The following is a 16,457-nucleotide window of genomic DNA, read 5'->3' on the forward strand; positions in this document are numbered from 1 at the left end:
CTTCGCGTCGAGACCGTGGGTTGCGCAGTCGCGTGTGATGAAGTTGTGGTGTCCGGCGCCGGTGGGCGCTACTGGACGTTGTTCGCGTCGGCGTCGGGGAACGCCGTCTGGGTGCAACCGCCACGGAGCGTGCCGTCGATGTAGGCGGCGCGGCCCGCGCGGCGGGCGATCTTGCCCGAGCTGGTGCGCGGCAGCGAGCCGCCGGGGACGAGCAGCACGTCGCGCGCGAGCACGCCGTGCGCCGCGCCGATCGCGGACCGGATCCCGTCGGCCAGCGCCTGCTGGTCCTGCTTGGCGCCGCCGGCGGCGAGCTCGGCGACGATGACCAGCTGCTCGCTCTGATCGTTCGGGTCGAAGGTCAGGCCCGAGTGGGCGTTCTCGAAGACCGCCGCCGGGAGCTCATTGGCCGGCACCGAGAACGCCGCCACGTAGCCGGTGCGGATGTACTTGGTGTTCGACTCCTGCGCCGTGAACTCCAGGTCCTGCGGGTAGTGGTTGCGGCCGTCGACGATCACGAGGTCCTTGACGCGGCCCGTGATGTACAGCTCGCCGCCGTGGTAGACGCCGAAGTCGCCGGTGCGCATCCACTTGGCCTTCTCGAGGTTCTTCACGCCCTCGGAGTGGCTGCCCTCGGAGAGGGGGGTCAGGTAGTTCTGGAAGGTCTCGCGGGACTCCTCGTCGCGCTGCCAGTAGCCCGAGCCGATGTTCATACCGTGCAGCCAGATCTCGCCGACGGAATCGTCCGGGACCTCCTTGCCGGTCTCCGGGTCGACGATGCAGGCCCACTGGCTCAGCGCGATGTCGCCACAGGAGACCTGCGGGACCGCGCCCTCGGCCCCCTCCTCGGAGACGACGAAGGTGCCGGCGGCCAGCTGGTCGCGGTCGACGTAGACCACGCGGGCCTCGTTCTCGACGGGGGTCGAGGAGACGAACAGCGTGGCCTCGGCCATGCCGAAGCAGGGCTTGATCGCCTTCGGCGAGAGGCCGTAGGGCGCGAAGGCCTCGTTGAACTTCTTCATCGACGAGACGGTGACCGGCTCCGAGCCGTTGATCAGGCCCTTGACGTTCGACAGGTCGAGGGTCTCGCCCTCCTTGGGCAGGCCGCGGGCGGCGGCGTGCTCATAGGCGAAGTTCGGGGCGGCGGCGAAGGTCTCGGCACCGTCCTCGACGGCGGCGAGCTCGTTGATCCAGCGGCCGGGGCGGCGCACGAAGGCCGACGGGCTCATGATGGTGATGAACTTGCCGCCGAGCGCGGGCAGGATCACCGTGAGCAGGCCCATGTCGTGGAACATCGGCAGCCAGGTGACGCCGCGGGAGTTCTCGTTGAGGTCCAGCGCGTGGATCATCTGGATCACGTTCGTGCCGACGGCCTCGTAGGTGATCTGCACGCCGGCCGGGTTACGCGTGGAACCCGAGGTGTACTGCAGGTACGCGATGGTGTCGCGGTAGATCGGGAAGGGCTTGAGCGTGGAGCCGACCGAGTCCGGGATGGCGTCCACGGCGATGATGCGCGGGCGCTCCTTGGCCGGGAGGTGGCGGAAGAAGTTGCGGCAGGCCTCGGCGGAACCCGAGGAGGTGAGGATCGCCGTCGGCTTGCAGTCCTCGAGCACGATGCGCAGGCGGTCGGTGTGGCCGGGCTCGTCCGGGCTGAACAGCGGCACCGCGATGTTGCCGGCGTACAGCGCGCCGAAGAAGGCGGTCACGTAGTCGAGGCCCTGCGGGGCCAGGATCGCGACGCGGTCCTCACGCTTGGTGATGTGCTGCAGGCGGGCGCCGATGGCGCGCAGGCGGGCGCCGAACTGCGACCAGGTCAGCTCGTGGACGACGCCGTCACGCTCGCGGCTGTAGTCGATGAAGCGGTACGCGAGGGTGTCGGCACGCTCCCGTGCGTTGCGCTCGACGAAGTCGACCAGCGTGGTTCCGGGGCGGAAGAAGATGTTGCCGTCTTCGTCCAGAAACTGGTCAAACTCGTTGTTCATGCATCGCTCCTCGGTGCCAGACCCGGGCGGGTCCCGCAGACAGTGGTACATCGTGTGACGGCCACATCCCGTTGCGGGCCTGTGCGCCACCTCATAGTGCTTGATATCCGCAACATGTTTCACCCGTTCGGGGCGTTCACATGCTGTGAAAATCCGCAAACCCGACTATCGTACCGCGCGGTAGCGGCCGGGCGAAAAAGGTGAGGTGGGGTCACTCGCCCTTGAGCTGCTCGAGGACGGGTGCGAACGCCTCCATCTGGGTGGGCACGACGCCGACGTAGGACATGCCGGTCGCCTCGCGGGTGGCGCGGACCTGGTCGGCGATCTCGTCGAAGGTGCCGATCGCGAGGTAGGGCGAACCCAGCACGTCGTCGATCGTCACCTCCTTGTCGACCTCGATGTTGGCCGAGAGGCCCCGCTCGATGGCCTTGAGCGCGAAGTCGGCGACCTGCTCGCGGTCGTCGGTGACGACGATGGTCGCGATGCTCCAGGACAGCTCGAGGTCCGCGAAGCGATCACCCGCGGCGGCCTTCACGATCTCGACCTTGTTCTTCACGGCGTCCATGGACATGTCCGAGATCTTGAGCTTGCCCTCGGCCGAGCTGCGCGGATTGATGGAGACCACGTCGGCGCGGCGCGCTGCCAGCTCCAGCGTCCGGCGCGCACCGGCGCCGATCGCGATGGGCGGGCGCGGGCCCTGCCGGGGCCGCGGGTAGCCCTTGAGCTCCTTGACCTGGAAGACCTCACCCTCGAACTCGGCCTCCTGGCCGCGGAGCAGGGCGTCGAGCACCGTCAGGCCCTCGTCCAGGCGCTGCAGCCGGCGCGACGGCGCCTCGAACTCGATCCCCGACTGGTCGAAGTCGTCCTTGAAGGCGCCGAGGCCCAGGCCGATCTCGAGCCGGCCCTTGGACAGCACGTCGATGGTGGTCAGCTCCTTCGCCAGCACAGCGGGGTGCCGGAAGGGCATCGCGAGCATCGACGTGGCCAGTCGGATCGTGGACGTGCTCACGGCGAGCGCGCCGAGCGCCGCCAGCGGCCCCACCTGCGCGTCCAGGCGGTCCGGGATGGCGAAAGTGTCGAAGCCCAGCTCCTCGGCCTCTTGCGCCAGCTTGACGAACTTGCGCGCGCCGCCCTCGTCGGCATTACCGGCGCCGCCCGCCGCGAACCGGAACTTGCGGTGCTCAGTGGTCACGTGTGGGTACTCCTGGTCGGCTGTGGTGCGGTCGAAACGTTGCGCACAGCCTAACCGCTGCCCGACGGTGCTTCGGCCGGCCCGCGATTCCGGACCCGCCCGTGAATCCACGGCTCAGCGCGATACGAAGTCAGATCCTGCCTCGTACCGTTGTCAGCCGTGGATTCACAGCACGGGCCGCGCTACTTGGTCTTCGGGGCCTTGTCGATGACGCCGGTGGCCCAGCCGGTGAGCCACTGGGTGGCGGTCTTGCCGTCGAGCGACCAGTTGGCGGTGGTGCCGTACGCGGCGTGCGAGTTCTGCGTGATGGTGGAGATCACCTGCGGCAGCCCCGTCGCGAGGCCCAGCAGCCCACCCTTGGGCTGGTTGCAGATGGGGTCGTTGGAGCCGCAGATGGTGACGACGCGATCGTTGACGGAACCGAAGCCACCGTCGCGCTTGCCCTGCAGATCGACGCCCGAGAAGCTGAAGCCGGAGAAGGTGACCTCCACGCCCTCGCCCTCGGGGTCGACGCCGATCGCCTTGCCCTGCCCCTGGACGCGGCGGCTGTCGGAGATCAGGCCCACGCCCAGCAGGCGATCCGCGGCGATCGGGCCCTTGCCGGCACCGATCTGCGCGGCGATGTTGCCGGCGATGGTCGCACCCTGAGAGAAGCCCATGAGGACGAAACCGGTGCGCGGGCAGTGCTCCTTGACCTTGGTGATCTGCGCGACCGCACGGTCGGTGCCCTGCTGGCGCGATGCCTGGTAGGTCATCTGGCCGTCCGGCGGGACCGCGATCGGGTTGTGGAACTGCGCGGCGTAGTTCACCGTCCAGATGTTCGCGCGCGCGCCGTTGTACCGCTTCTGCAGGGGGTTGGTGACCTGCAGCATGAGCGATCGCGGGTTGAACTTCGGCGCCTCGGGCGAGTCGGTCGCCGAGGACTCCCAGGTACCGGGGAAGGAGATCACCTGCACGTCCGGGCAATCGGCGCTCTGCGTGCCCGTGGGCGGCCCGGGCGGGGTCGGCTCGGGCTTGCGGATCATCGTGATGATGAGGGTGATGACGACGATGATCGCGATGATCGCGGCGATGATCACCGCGATGCCGAAGACCCGTCCGGCCTTCCGCGCTCCCTGACTCTTCGTGCCTGCCATTCCTATGTGGATACCAGGGCTAGCTGTGGGGAGGCTTAGGCGCCTTGTCGATCACGCCGCGCGCCCAGTTCTGCAGCCACTGCGTGGCGGTCTGTCCGTTCGCCGCCCAATCGGTGGTCGTGGCGTAGAGCGCGTGCGAGTTGCCGGTGAGCACCTTCTGCAGTTCCGGCAGCGTGGTCGCGATGTTGCCCGCCTGGAAGATGTCCTTGGGCTGGTTGCAGATCGGATCGTTGTTGCCGCACAGCGAGACGGCGCGGTCCTTGACCGCTCCGAAGCCGCCCTCGCGCTTGCCGCGCAGTGACAGGCTGCCGAAGCTGAAGCCGCCGTACGCGACCTCGACTCCCACGCCGGGCGGGTTGGGGCCCGCGGTCCGGGCGTCACCGGGCTCGCGCCGCGGGTCGGAGATCAGCCCGACGCCGAGCACGTTCTCCGCGGGGATCACTCCCCTCCCCGCGCCGATCTCGCCGGCGATGTCGCCCGCGATGACCGCGCCCTGCGAGAAGCCCATCAGCACGAAGCCGGTGAGCTTGCACTTGTCGTAGACCTTCTTGATCTGGGCGACCGACTTGTCGTAGCCCTCGGTGCGGGACTTCTCGTACGAGACCTGCCCGTCCGGCGGGATGGCGACGGGGTTCGACAGCTGCGCCACGTACGGCGTGGTCCAGACGTCCGCCCGCGCCGCGGGGAAGGCCTGCGCCAGCGGCGCGGTGATCTTGAGCATCAGCGAGTTCGGGTTGAACGTCGGCCGGTAGGGGTCGTCCTTCGACGACGACTCCAGCGTGCCCGGCACCGAGATCACCTGCACGTCCGGGCAGTCCGCCGGCTGCGAGGTGGGCCGCGCCGCGGTCGCCGAGGTGCTCGACGACGAGCCTCCCGGCGAGGTCGGCGGCAGCGAGGGTCCTGGCCGGAGCCACGTGCCGATCAGAATCGCCAGCAGGATCAGCGCGATGACCACGACGACGACCACGACCATCGTCAGCGGCGAGAACCTGCGCCCACCGCCGGACTTCCCCGGCTCCTGATGCGTCACGGGATCACTTCTTGCAGTACGAGGCCCGCGCCTCCGTGATGAACTTCTTCGCATTGCCGGACGCGGCGTCACCGTCGTACGGGCCGAGGATGCCCACGACGAAGGGCTCGAGGTTCTTGGCGTCGCGGCCCGACTTGTCGTACTCGCACGCGAACTGCGCGGCGTTGATCACCACGTCATCGGGGGCCTTCACGCCGTCCGCGCGGACCTTCGTGATGAAGTCCTTGTCCTTCTGGGTGAGCGCCGTGTTCGCGACCGAGCTCCCGCCCGGGTAGCCCGACGGCGCCGTGGCCGATCCGGGGGCGGTGGCCGGGAGCGACGTTCCGCCGCCCTCCACCAGGGTGGTGGGCGCGTCCACCGTCGAACTGCCGCCGCACGCGACGGCACCGAACAGCACGCCGCCCGTCATCACTGCGGCCGCGAGGGCTCCCCGAAGTCCAGCCATGTCTTCTCTCCTTGAAAGTGACGTCCCGCACGTAGGCGCTGCCCAGGCTACCGGCAGCGCGGAAGCGCAACCCCCGGGCGGGCGTCAGCGTGCGGTAGCAACCCCGTTGACCAGTGCGATCACACCGTGCTCGAAGCGCTGCTCGAAACCGCCGGGGATCGGCGTCGCATCGGCGACGGGGTAGCCGAGGCGGCCGCCCTCGTAGCCCTGCCGCCCCCATTCGACGAAGATCGGCCCGTTGTTCACGACCGTCGCCGGGGTCTTCGGCGACCAGTACACCTGGCCTCCCTGGAAGCGCTGGAAGGCACCGGCGGGGAGCTTCGTCTCGTCGCCGAGCGGCAGGCCCAGCGGCGAGCGCTCGTAGTTCAGCGCGGCGTACTTGTCACGGATCGCCCCGCGCACGGCGCGCGCGCCGGTCTGGGCGGACCAGTACACGGTGCCGCGCTGGAACTGCTGGTAGCGGCCCTTCTTATCGGGCAGGGCCTGCTCGCCGCCGATCGGGTAGCCGAGCGGACCGCCGGGGCCGCCCGTACCCAGGTACGCGCCGCCGATCGCGCCGCCGACCACCTGTGCGCCGGTATCCGCGGACCAGAAGATCTGGCCGCCGCGGAAGTCCTGCGCCCGCCCGCCGGGCACCGCGTACTCGACGGTGACGCACGACCCGAGGGCCGGTGCCTTCGGTGCGGCCTCGGCGATCGCGCCCCCGACGGCGCAGGGCTTCGGGTTGGCGACGCCGAGCGCCGACTGCACCTGCGGCCAGGCCTGGCCGTTCTCGAACTGCCAGTAGGGCCAGCTGTGGTTGCCCGACGGGCGGTACAGGGCGTTCGCGGGGATGCCGAGCCGATTGAGTTCGATCGCGAAGGCCTGGTTCGACGAGCGCGAGAGCACCTCGAGGGCCATCGCCTGCAGATCCGTCGGCGCGCCGGTGCCACCCGAGCCGTTGCCCGAACTGAAGTACAGGCTGATGCCGCGCAGCTTCTCCGCCAACTTCAGCGGATCATGCTGCGCCCAGGCGGGATCCGTCGGCGGGCCGTACATCGCGTCGGCGTTGAAGCCACCCGCGTCGCGCATGGCGATCGCGATCGACTCGGGAGTGCCGGGCGTGCTCGTCGAGAGGATGCCCGAGTAGGAGCCGGCGAACCGGTACAGGCCCTTGTTGCGCGCGGCCAGCGTGAACGCGGCGGTGCCGCCCATCGAGACGCCCGCGGCGGCGCGGGCGTCGGTGGTGCGCCAGCCCTGCTGCAGCAACGGCGGGAGCTCCTTGGCCAGGAAGCTCTCCCACTGGTAGTTCTTCCCGTTGTCGGGGCGCTTCCAGTCCGTGTACCAGCTGGACTGCCCGCCGACGGGCAGCACGACCGTGACGTTCTTGTCACGGTAGAAGTCCGCGACGTTCGTCTCCAGCAGCCAACCGTTGCGGTCCTCGCGCGCCCGCATCCCGTCGAGCAGGTACAGCGTGGGGAACTTCGCCTTCGGATCGGCGTGCCAGTCGCGCGCGAGCAGCAGCTGCACCTTCACCGTGTCGTTCATCGCCGCGGAGTACACCGACAGGTCCACCTGGTGATCGCCCTGCCACTGGACGTCCGTGATCCGGGACTTCGCGGGCGCCGGGTCGGCGTGCGCGGGTGCGGGGTTCAGGGCCGACGGTGCCGCCACGGCGGTTCCGGCCGCCACGGCCCCGGCCACGAGCAACGTTCCGATTCGGCCCAGCGATGACATGGGACCAGTGTTACACGCGTGTCATTCGCCGTCCCGGTGCCGCGCCAGGGTGAGCTGTGACGAGCGCGACCCACCGGGCCGCCCGACGGGACCGCACTCCCGCCAGCGCAGGACGACGCGGCCCCGTCGGTGCCGCGTGGCGAGCCGCTCCTGCGCGGCGGCCACCTCGTCCGGGACGAACCGCTCGATCGGTCCGACGATCTCCGGCCGGTGCCGGACCCGGCGGTTCCACACGGCGATCCGCCCCGCGACGTCGGTCGCCCGGCGGACGTTGGCCTCGATGAGACGCCGGTGCGGCAGCGTGTACTCGGCGTCGGCGCGCACCTTCACGATCGTGTCCACCGGGGCGAACCAGTCGGTCAAGCCCGGTCCCAGGCTCGCGGCGTCGACGACGGCGTCCACCGGCGGCGCACCGTCGGACCCGAGCGTGGCGGTGTCGAGCACCCGGTCGGCCCCGAGCCTGAGCAACAGGGCGGTGTCCGCCGCGCGGGCGATGGCGATCGTGGTCAGCCCGGCACCGCTCGCGGCGGCGACCAGGAAGCGCCCGAGGGCGCCCGCGGCCCCGGTGACGGCGACGGTGCCGCCCGGCGCGAGCTCGTCCACGATCGACGACGCGGTGACGCCGTTGAGCGGGATGACCGCCGCGGCGTCGGCCGCGAGACCGAAGGGCACGAGAGCCGCACGGCGCGCGTCGACCTCGACGTACTCGGCGTAGCTCCCGGCGTGCGGCCCCTCGCCCGGAAGGGTGAGGGCGTTGACGAGCGCGCCCACGGGCAGGCCGGGGTCGCGGGAGTCGACCACCTCGCCGGCGCACTCCATGCCCAGGACCAGGCCGGGCGTCGGATCACCGGCGTAGCCGCGCATGCGGCCGACGCGGAAGCTCACGTCCACGGGGTTCACGCCGCAGTAACGGGTGCGCAGTACCACGCGCTCCGGGGCGGCCGCGGACTTGACGTCGTCGAAGACGCTGAGCACCTCGGGGCCGCCGAACTCGTGGACACCGATGCAGCGTCCGGTGAATCCCACCTACCCCAACCTCTCCGGGTCGAGGCGGTCGAGCACGGATCGCGCCGGGCCCCCGCCGTAGTCGACGGCGGACCGTCCGGCCTCCGAGATCGCGACCAGGAGGTCCTGCAACGCGACGGCCTCGGGGTACCGGGTGTACCGCCGGCCGAACCTGCCGTCGAACAGGTCGAGCCAGAACCGCACGAGCTTCGCGGTGCCCGCGGGGCTCCCGTCGGCCGGCGGTGTGAGATCGAGGACCGCCGGCGGGGCGCTACCGGCGGTGGACCAGTGCCGGACGCGGTCGTGGTCCCAGGCCGGATCGTCGAACCGGATCTCGAAGTACTCCCGTTCTCCGCCCCGACCGACGGCGGTGATCTCGAAGACCCGGGAGCGGCTCGGGTGAGCGAAGCTGGAGTACCCGGTGACCACCGCACCGCCCAGCTCGAAGGACACCTGGACAGTCTCGGGGAGAACGGTGCCCGCTGCGGCGTAGTCGGATTCGACGACACTCGCCGATCGGAGCCGGACGTCGGTCGCGCTGCCGCCGAGCAGGTGGATCGCGAGGTCGAGCGGGTGGATCACCTCGGAGACCACGCCCACGGTGGGGCGCGGATCGTCGAACCTGTTCTTGGCCCAGACGAAGTTGATCCGCGCGATCCGCAGGTCCGCAGCCGCGATCCGCGCTCGCACGTGGTCCACGGCCGCCGAGTACCGCTCGACGGTGTTGAGGGCGAAGCCGTCCCGATCACCCCAGGCCCGCGACCAGGACTCCGCGACGCCCTGGTGCGGCGCGACGAGCGGCTTCTCGGCGACCACGAACCCCGGTGCCGCGCTGAGGAGCTCGAGGATCGACTCGTGTTGATCGTCGTTCGTGGCGTTGATCAGGAAGCGCGCGCCCCGGAAGGCCTCCGCGCGTTCCGCCGGCGTCAGCGCGGCGAGCCGGGCCGCGTCCTCGCGGCCGTACTCGCGGACCTCGACGGGCTCACCGTCACCCGCGAGGCGCGCCGCCGCATGGAGGGACTCCCGCAGGCGGGTGCCCTCGTAGCCGGTGCCGAACAGGTCCGCCCGGGTCATCGCAGGTCCTTCCGGAAGTGGGTCTCGCGGTCCTCCACGTACTCCCGGCCGCGGTAGAGGTCCTCCGCCGCGGGCGTGGACGCCAGCACGACGGTGCGCGCGCCCCGCTCCCGCAGCCACTCCTCAGCCGCGGCCGTGAGACGCGCGGCGAGGCCGCGGCCACGCGCCGCCGGGGCGACGTACACGCCCTGGATCCACCCGGTCCGGCCCGTCGGGTTCGCGGGGCCCGCAAGCCGCCGGTCGACGATCGCCGTCAGCGTCCCCACGACGGCGCCGTCGACGGTCCCCGCCCACGTGCGCACGCCCGCGTCAGCGTTCCGGAACTCCTCGTCGAGCTGCTCCCGGTAGCGCGGCCGCCAGTCGCCGCCACCCTCCGCCCAGTGCGCCTGCGGGTCCGAGGCGAACAGCTGCTCGCGCAGCGCGACCAACGCGTCCGCGTCGCCCGGCGCGGCGGCGCGGACGGCGAGCGACGCCGCGGCGGTCATCCGATACCCAGGTCGCGGAAGACGGCGCCGAGCGAGGTCGCGAGGTGCTCGATGTGCTCGTAGGAGTGCGCCGGCGTGACGTTGATGCGGAACCGGCTCGTGCCCGCGGGCACGGTGGGCGGGTTGATCGGCTGCACGTAGATCCGGTACTCGTCGAACAGCTTCCGCGCTGCGGCGGTGCACAGCAGGGCGTCGCCGATCCGCACCGGCAGGATGTGGGTGGTCGAGGCCGGCATGACGGTGATGCCGTGCGCGCGGAACCGCTGCCGCAACAGCTCGGTCTTCGCCTGCAGATCGGCCCGCAGATCGTCGGCGTCACGGACGATCTCGACGCTGCGACGGGCGGCGACACACGTCGCGGGCGGGAGCGCGGTGGTGAAGATGAATCCCGGCGCGAAGGAACGGATCGCATCGATCAGCCAGTCCTTACCCGCGATGAAGCCGCCGATCACGCCGATCGACTTGGCGAGTGTGCCCTGCACGATGTCGATCTCGTCGAGCAGACCCAGCGAGGCGGCGATGCCCCGGCCCTGCGGCCCGTACATGCCGATCGCGTGCACCTCGTCGAGGAAGACGAGCGCACCGTACTCCTTGGCGACGGCCAGGATCTCGGCGATCGGCGCGATGTCGCCGTCCATCGAGTACACCGACTCGAAGACCACGAGCTTCGGCACCAACGGGTCGGCCACGGCGAGTTGGGCGCGCAGGTCGTCGACGTCGTTGTGCCGGAAGACGTGACGCGCGTTCCGGTTCCGGCGCACCCCGGCGATGATCGAGGCGTGGTTGAGCTCGTCGCTGAAGATCTCCAGCTCCGGGTAGACGAGGCTCAGCGCCTCGATGGTGGCGTCGTTCGAGCCGTATCCGGTGGGGAAGACGAGGGCGCGCTCCTTGTCGAACCACGTGCCCAGCACCGACTCCAGCGCGACGGTCTCCCGATTGGTGCCCCCGATGTTCCGCGAGCCCCCGGCGCCGACGCCGTACTCGGCGAGAGCGCCCTGCGCCGCGGCGATGACCTCCGGGTGCTGCGCCATCGCGAGGTAGTCGTTGCTGCACCAGACCACCACGTCCGGGTCGCCGGCACCGTCGGCGCCGACCGCCGCGGCGGGGAAGGCTCCGGCGCGCCGGTTGATGTTCGCGAACGTGCGGTACTCGCCGACGGCGCGCAGCCGGTCGAGTCTGCTGCGGGCGACGTTCTCGTAGCGGTTCTGGGTCTCGAGCAGGGAAGAAGACACGCCGGTACTCACTTTCGTCGAAGTGGTGGTGCGGTGGGTGGGCCGAGAGGGATGGTGCGGAGCGTCAGGCGACCGGCGCGGGCTGCTCCGCGGCGGCACCGCGAGCGATGCGGATCCGGACGAGCTGGATCAGGAACGCGAGGAGGAGCGGACACGCCGCGAGCAGCGCGAGGGAGCCACCGGCCGTCCCGCCGGCGACGAGCAGTGCGCCGACGGCGGAACCGATCGCCGAGCCGAGGTAGTTCGCGGAGGCGTTCGCGGCGACCGCCGTGGCGCCGTTCTCGCGGGCCGCGGCGAGCAGGGTGTGCTGCTGCGGCGCGAGCGAGGACCAGCCCAGCGCGCCCCACAGGAACAGGCCGGCGGCGAGGATCACCGCGGCGGGCTCCAGTCCGATGACGAGGAGGACGAGGGCCAGGGCGGCGGTGATCGCCGCGGTGATCGCGAGCGTGTTCTTGAGCGCGTCCACGATCCGCCCGATGGCGAAGACACCCACCGCGCCGCCGATTCCCCAGATCCAGATGGACAGGGTCAGGTGCTCGGACAGCGACGACGTGGACAACAGCGGGCTGATGTAGGTGTACAGGCCGAGCGAGCCGATGCCGGTGAACAGCGTGACGAGCACGGTCAGCAGCGTGGGCGTCGCCGTCAACGAGCGCAGGCGGGCGCCCAGGCCGGGCGCCTCGATGCGCGGGAGCGGCTCGCCACCGCGGAACCGGACGCCGAGCAGCGCGATCACGCCGAGCGCCGTGATGATCCCGATCGTCGCGCGCCAGTCCACCCGCTGCGCGACGAACAGGCCGAGCGGGACGCCGAAGACGCTGCCCGTCGCCATCCCGGCGAGGACGAGACTGAGCGCGCGGCCCCGCCGCTCCGGTGCCACCAGGTGCGCCGCGACGGCGGACGACAACGGCGAGTACACGCCGGCGGCGGCGCCGGCGATCACGCGGGCGACGATGAAGACGGCGATCGTCGGGGCGAACACCGTCAGCAGGTTGCCCGCGGCGAAGACGGTCAGCGCGACCGCGAGGTACCTGCCGGAGTCGCGCCCGGCGTGCCCCGCGAGCAGCGGCCCGGCGATCGCGTACGCGCCGGTGAACGCCGTGACGCCGAGTCCGACGAGCGATTGCGTCGTGTGCAGGTCGCTCGCGATGGTGGGGAGCAGCCCCGCGATCACGTAGGCGTCGAGACCGAGCGCCACACTTCCGATGATGAACGGCCACAGTGCACGTACCACGGACTACCACTCCCGACGTCGTTGTCGATCCGGCGAACTCGATTGCTCGCCTCACTACATACGAGCTCCGGTGGGCCTGCAACCGGTGGCGGGAGTTGTGGTCATCACTCCCGGCACCCTTGACGCACGGACGTGATACGACTTCGTGATCGGAGTTTTCGACGTCGGACGAGGTGATGGCATGGCGGACGCCGTGGGTACGCCCTTCACGCTGAGCGTGAACGGGCTGTCGATCGCGGGCGACCGCTGGGGTGACGGAGGGACCACGCTCGTGCTGCTGCACGGCGGCGGCCAGACCCGGCACTCCTGGGACCGCACCGCCGCGGCGCTGGCCGGACGCGGGTACACGGTCCTCACGCTCGACGCGCGCGGCCACGGCGACACGGCCTGGGCGCCGGACGGCTCGTACGCGCTGGGAGACTTCGTCGGGGACCTGCTCGGCGTCCTGCGCACCGTCGACGGTCCGCCTCCGGTACTGATCGGGGCCTCACTCGGCGGGATCACCAGCCTGTGCGCGGTCGGCGAGAATCCCGGCATCGCCTCGGCCCTCGCCCTGGTCGACGTGGTCGTGGACGTCGAACCGAAGGGGATCGACCGGGTCACCGAGTTCCTGTCCGCGCACACCGACGGTTTCGCCACGCTCGACGAGGTCGCCGACGCCGTCGCCGCGTACAACCCCACCCGCAAGCGCGCACGCAACCTCGAAGGGCTCAAGAAGAACGTCCGGCAGCGGGCCGATGGCCGCTGGTACTGGCACTGGGACCCCGCGTTCATCCGCGGTGACGATCGGGGCGAGGCCCGCATCCAGGACAAGGACCGCCTCGGAGCCGCAGCCGCTGGGGTCACGATCCCCACGCTGATCGTGCGCGGCGGGAAGTCCGACGTGGTGAGTGACGAGGGCGTCGAGAAGATGCTGCAGCGCGTGCCGCATGCGGAGGTCGCCGATGTCAGTGGAGCCGGGCACATGGTGGCGGGCGACGACAACCAGGTCTTCGCATCAGCGATCGAGGAGTTCCTGGACCGGCACCGACTCTGAGACATGGCGATCACGGCTCGGGCGAGGTCTGTGCGGCACCGCTCCGCGATTTTGTCGTAGTCGCCGACCGCGCAGGTCACCCAGCACCTGCTCGAACTGGTCGTCGGACGACGTCTTCGGTCCTACGACACCGCGCCGTACGTCGTAGTGGCCAAGGGCATACCGGCTGACAACACGGATGATCGGCGGACTAGCTTCTGCGCTTCAGAAGTAATGGCGCCTAATCGAGATCCGTCCGCATCCGACTCGCGTGGTCATGACTTGTCGCCAACGAAGAAGTGCGTGACATTGTTGCAGATACGAGTCGCGTTACACCATCGACCTGGGCAGACAGGTCAGCCGCAGGGTGTCTCATAAACGATCGACTGCGCAACACCGATCGAACTGCCCGAAAAGACGAATTAGTGCCCGACTCGTCGGAGGGTGATCCTTCTAACCGCCTCTTGACCAGCTACGACCACGACAATATCCAACGGTGCTGGCGCGATAAATCCAAGAGCACCCTCCCTTAAATCGCTTGAGTAGAAGACAGCGAAGGCTGCCGAAGCGAAAAGAGCGCACGCCGCAACACCGCCCCATAGCGACAGGCTTGCTGTCATTGGCAATGAACGCAGCGTGATCGCAAGTAGCAACACTAAGACTGCTGGAATGACAAGATGATTAGAGAGTAAGGAGCTGGTAAGCTTATCATTGAGCCTCACCGCCGCGACGTGAAGTGAAGCACTCGACTTTCCGTAGAATCATCAATCATCCTCTCCTGTCTCGCGGGGCGCAGACGCCCTGATGGTCGATCGATTGCCGTGAATAGGGACTTGATGTCGTCGACCGGCATAAACCTAAGCCTTACGATAATTGCGGCCGCAAGAAAGAGGAGCCCGTCGAGAAGCCGTCCGCCGAATATTGGAAAAAGGACGGCCGTGAGAATCAGAAATGGCAGAGCGCACACACGCCGCAGCGCAGAGGTTGAGGTAGGTGAGCCCCAAACGGCCCATGCGGAGGCGAAGCTGACGGCTGCCAGCACGCACATCGTGAGAAGATTTGTATCCATTATGTCTCAAACTGGGGATCCTTGGACGCGACCTCAATGTTACCCGAAGAGCTTCTTCCACCCACTCTTCACGCCGTCGATGACCTTTCCGGTGCCGTTAACAGCGCCGTTGATGATTGCGTCCTTGTTGTCCCAGATTAGCCCGCCGGCATAGGATCCAATCATCGCTCATAGGAAGGCGCCTCCGGGGATTGGGGCAAGTAGCGCTGCGCCGGCGATGCCGCCGACTGTCGCGGCGGCGGTATTCCCTGCGGCATCTGCGACGGTCCTCGTTCCGCTACTCACATCGTATATCGCTCCGGCGGCAGTTAGGAGAGCGCCGCCAACCTTGGGAATAGGAACAGCGTTTTTGGCAGTGCGACCGAGCGCAGCTTCTTCGGCGCGTAACGCAGCATCGCGAGCCGGTTCGGGGTGAGAATATCCCCGGAGTCGCAGCCCTGCGTGCTGAATCCTTGGCTGATTGCTGCAGCTGAGCCTCAAACCCAGAGGCCACCGAAGCTGCGGGGGTAGTTACCGCATGCGGCCGGCACCTACACACCCTCCCCTCAGCCATCGTCGCCACCACAGCGACCCCCGGCAGTAGCGCGCGCCCCGCGGCCTTGCCCGCTCCGCGGACATACCGATTCGGCGACGGGGCCACCGCCGAGAACATTCCCAGCCCAGCTCTGCCGTTCTGGGACGCCTCCCACACCGCTGCCGAACGACAACTCACCACACACCGGCTGATCATGGTCACCGTCAGCCCACTCCCCTTGGCGGTGCGCCGGCGACCGCCGCACCCCCGGCGCCACCGTGCGCGTCGCAAACGACCTAGTACTTGACAATGTTGCGGGCATTGGACGCGTTACACCCGCTACCTGGGAGAAAAGGCACTCGCAGGGGCCCTCATGAACGATCGAACGCGCAACGTTCCTTTCTATAAGCTACGATTCGAGCCCATCGATCGAATCGATGCGTACGGGGCGGCGGTGCTAAAGATTGTTCGGCCACACCGGCCCAATTGTTCTGCCTCCCGTTAGTGGAATAAGCACGTAACTTGTACGCATCACTCCGTTGACTATAAACAGTAAAGCGGGGAGGAACGCCGTCGCCAACACGGCCCCGAGATTCACCTCCGGCTTCGCCACATATATGCATAGTGGCAGGAAGAGGGTGCACGCTGCCCAGCAAGCCCAGTACCACCGCCGTTGCTTGGACTGCTGGCCAGGATCGGACTCGGGCTGCAGCATCGTCAGAACGAAGAACCCGATCAGACCGACTGCAACCGGGGACCCTACTGCAATAGCGGTCGCCAATCTAAGTGTCATGATTGCAAGGAAGATAACATGGGGGCTCCATCGATACAAATACTCGACATAGCGGATCGAATTGCAGATCTCGCCATGCCATCCGATAAGATGTGCGTGCCGGTTACGTGGACAAGAAACTCTCCGTTACTGTCCGCTTCGAGAGGTGTCTCGGAGATCAGTATCAAGACCTCAAGGAAAGCTAGTGTCCACGCGCCATAAGAGTACGTTCCCTCGATGGCGGCCACCCAGGTGGTCGAATTCCTCCGCTTCGGAAGCTGTACGATCCTAAAGTCGCGCAGTCCGCCGCCTTCGCACATCTCCTTCGAGATGGCCTGAACTTCGTTTTCCACAAGCGAATTCGGTGTCCACTGCGATGCTTTAATCCCGAAGTCAATATTTGCAGCGAATCCGTCTCGGGCGAACTCAGGCGGGACAAAGGCATCTGGAATAATAACAGGCTTGCCTGACACAGTGACCCTCTGACCGATAAGAAGCTTTCCGCGTGCATCTGCCGCTTCACTCTGAAGCTCACTGTTCTCCTGGTTCGAGGTCATCC

Annotated in this window: 14 protein-coding genes; 1 reads left to right on the top strand and 13 read right to left on the bottom strand. The window is 68.6% G+C overall.

Features of this window, described 5'->3' with window-relative positions; translation table 11 throughout:
• Positions 1 to 68: 68 nt before the first annotated feature.
• The 11 genes from fadD32 to FK268_RS21705 form a co-directional block, all read right to left on the bottom strand.
• On the bottom strand, positions 69 to 1,979 hold the full coding sequence (gene fadD32, locus FK268_RS21655) for a long-chain-fatty-acid--AMP ligase FadD32 (protein WP_146437533.1): 1,911 nt from the start codon (positions 1,977 to 1,979) through the stop codon (positions 69 to 71).
• Positions 1,980 to 2,190: 211 nt separating this feature from the next.
• Entirely contained in the window at positions 2,191 to 3,171 is a 981-nt protein-coding gene (locus FK268_RS21660) for a TIGR03621 family F420-dependent LLM class oxidoreductase (protein WP_146437534.1), read from the bottom strand.
• 182 nt (positions 3,172 to 3,353) lie between these two features.
• A complete protein-coding gene (locus FK268_RS21665) occupies positions 3,354 to 4,307 on the bottom strand; it encodes a cutinase family protein (protein WP_146437535.1) in 954 nt (317 codons plus the stop codon).
• A gap of 19 nt (positions 4,308 to 4,326) precedes the next feature.
• Complete coding sequence (locus FK268_RS21670; protein WP_231707209.1) at positions 4,327 to 5,337, bottom strand: cutinase family protein; 1,011 nt, start codon at positions 5,335 to 5,337, stop codon at positions 4,327 to 4,329.
• A 4-nt stretch (positions 5,338 to 5,341) separates the two neighbouring features.
• Positions 5,342 to 5,782, bottom strand: a complete 441-nt coding sequence (locus FK268_RS21675; protein ID WP_146437537.1) for a DUF732 domain-containing protein — start codon at positions 5,780 to 5,782, stop codon at positions 5,342 to 5,344.
• A gap of 84 nt (positions 5,783 to 5,866) precedes the next feature.
• Positions 5,867 to 7,498, bottom strand: coding sequence for an alpha/beta hydrolase-fold protein (locus tag FK268_RS21680; RefSeq protein WP_146437538.1), 1,632 nt, complete (start codon positions 7,496 to 7,498; stop codon positions 5,867 to 5,869).
• A gap of 21 nt (positions 7,499 to 7,519) precedes the next feature.
• Positions 7,520 to 8,524: a quinone oxidoreductase family protein gene (locus FK268_RS21685; protein ID WP_146437539.1), complete on the bottom strand. Its 1,005-nt coding sequence runs from the start codon at positions 8,522 to 8,524 to the stop codon at positions 7,520 to 7,522.
• A complete protein-coding gene (locus FK268_RS21690) occupies positions 8,525 to 9,577 on the bottom strand; it encodes a Gfo/Idh/MocA family oxidoreductase (protein ID WP_146437540.1) in 1,053 nt (350 codons plus the stop codon).
• Entirely contained in the window at positions 9,574 to 10,062 is a 489-nt protein-coding gene (locus FK268_RS21695; RefSeq protein ID WP_146437541.1) for a GNAT family N-acetyltransferase, read from the bottom strand. The genes FK268_RS21690 and FK268_RS21695 overlap by 4 nt, the downstream gene beginning before the upstream one ends.
• Positions 10,059 to 11,294, bottom strand: a complete 1,236-nt coding sequence (gene hemA / locus FK268_RS21700; protein ID WP_231707210.1) for a 5-aminolevulinate synthase — start codon at positions 11,292 to 11,294, stop codon at positions 10,059 to 10,061. Before hemA ends, FK268_RS21695 begins: the two co-directional genes overlap by 4 nt.
• A 64-nt stretch (positions 11,295 to 11,358) precedes the next feature.
• Positions 11,359 to 12,492, bottom strand: a complete 1,134-nt coding sequence (locus FK268_RS21705; RefSeq protein WP_231707211.1) for an MFS transporter — start codon at positions 12,490 to 12,492, stop codon at positions 11,359 to 11,361.
• Positions 12,493 to 12,709: 217 nt separating this feature from the next.
• Here FK268_RS21705 and FK268_RS21710 point away from each other — a divergent pair, with 217 nt between their 5' ends.
• Entirely contained in the window at positions 12,710 to 13,564 is an 855-nt protein-coding gene (locus tag FK268_RS21710) for an alpha/beta fold hydrolase (protein WP_146437543.1), read from the top strand.
• Between the two features lie 1,087 nt (positions 13,565 to 14,651).
• Here the strand turns inward: FK268_RS21710 and FK268_RS25255 are convergent.
• The gene (locus FK268_RS25255) at positions 14,652 to 14,777 is read right to left on the bottom strand and encodes a hypothetical protein (RefSeq protein WP_269434245.1); all 126 of its coding nucleotides are present in this window, start codon (positions 14,775 to 14,777) and stop codon (positions 14,652 to 14,654) included.
• Between the two features lie 1,138 nt (positions 14,778 to 15,915).
• Complete coding sequence (locus tag FK268_RS21715; RefSeq protein WP_146437544.1) at positions 15,916 to 16,455, bottom strand: hypothetical protein; 540 nt, start codon at positions 16,453 to 16,455, stop codon at positions 15,916 to 15,918.
• Positions 16,456 to 16,457: the final 2 nt, after the last annotated feature.

It is taken from the genome of Tsukamurella sputi (assembly GCF_007858445.1).
Lineage (GTDB): Bacteria > Actinomycetota > Actinomycetes > Mycobacteriales > Mycobacteriaceae > Tsukamurella > Tsukamurella sputi.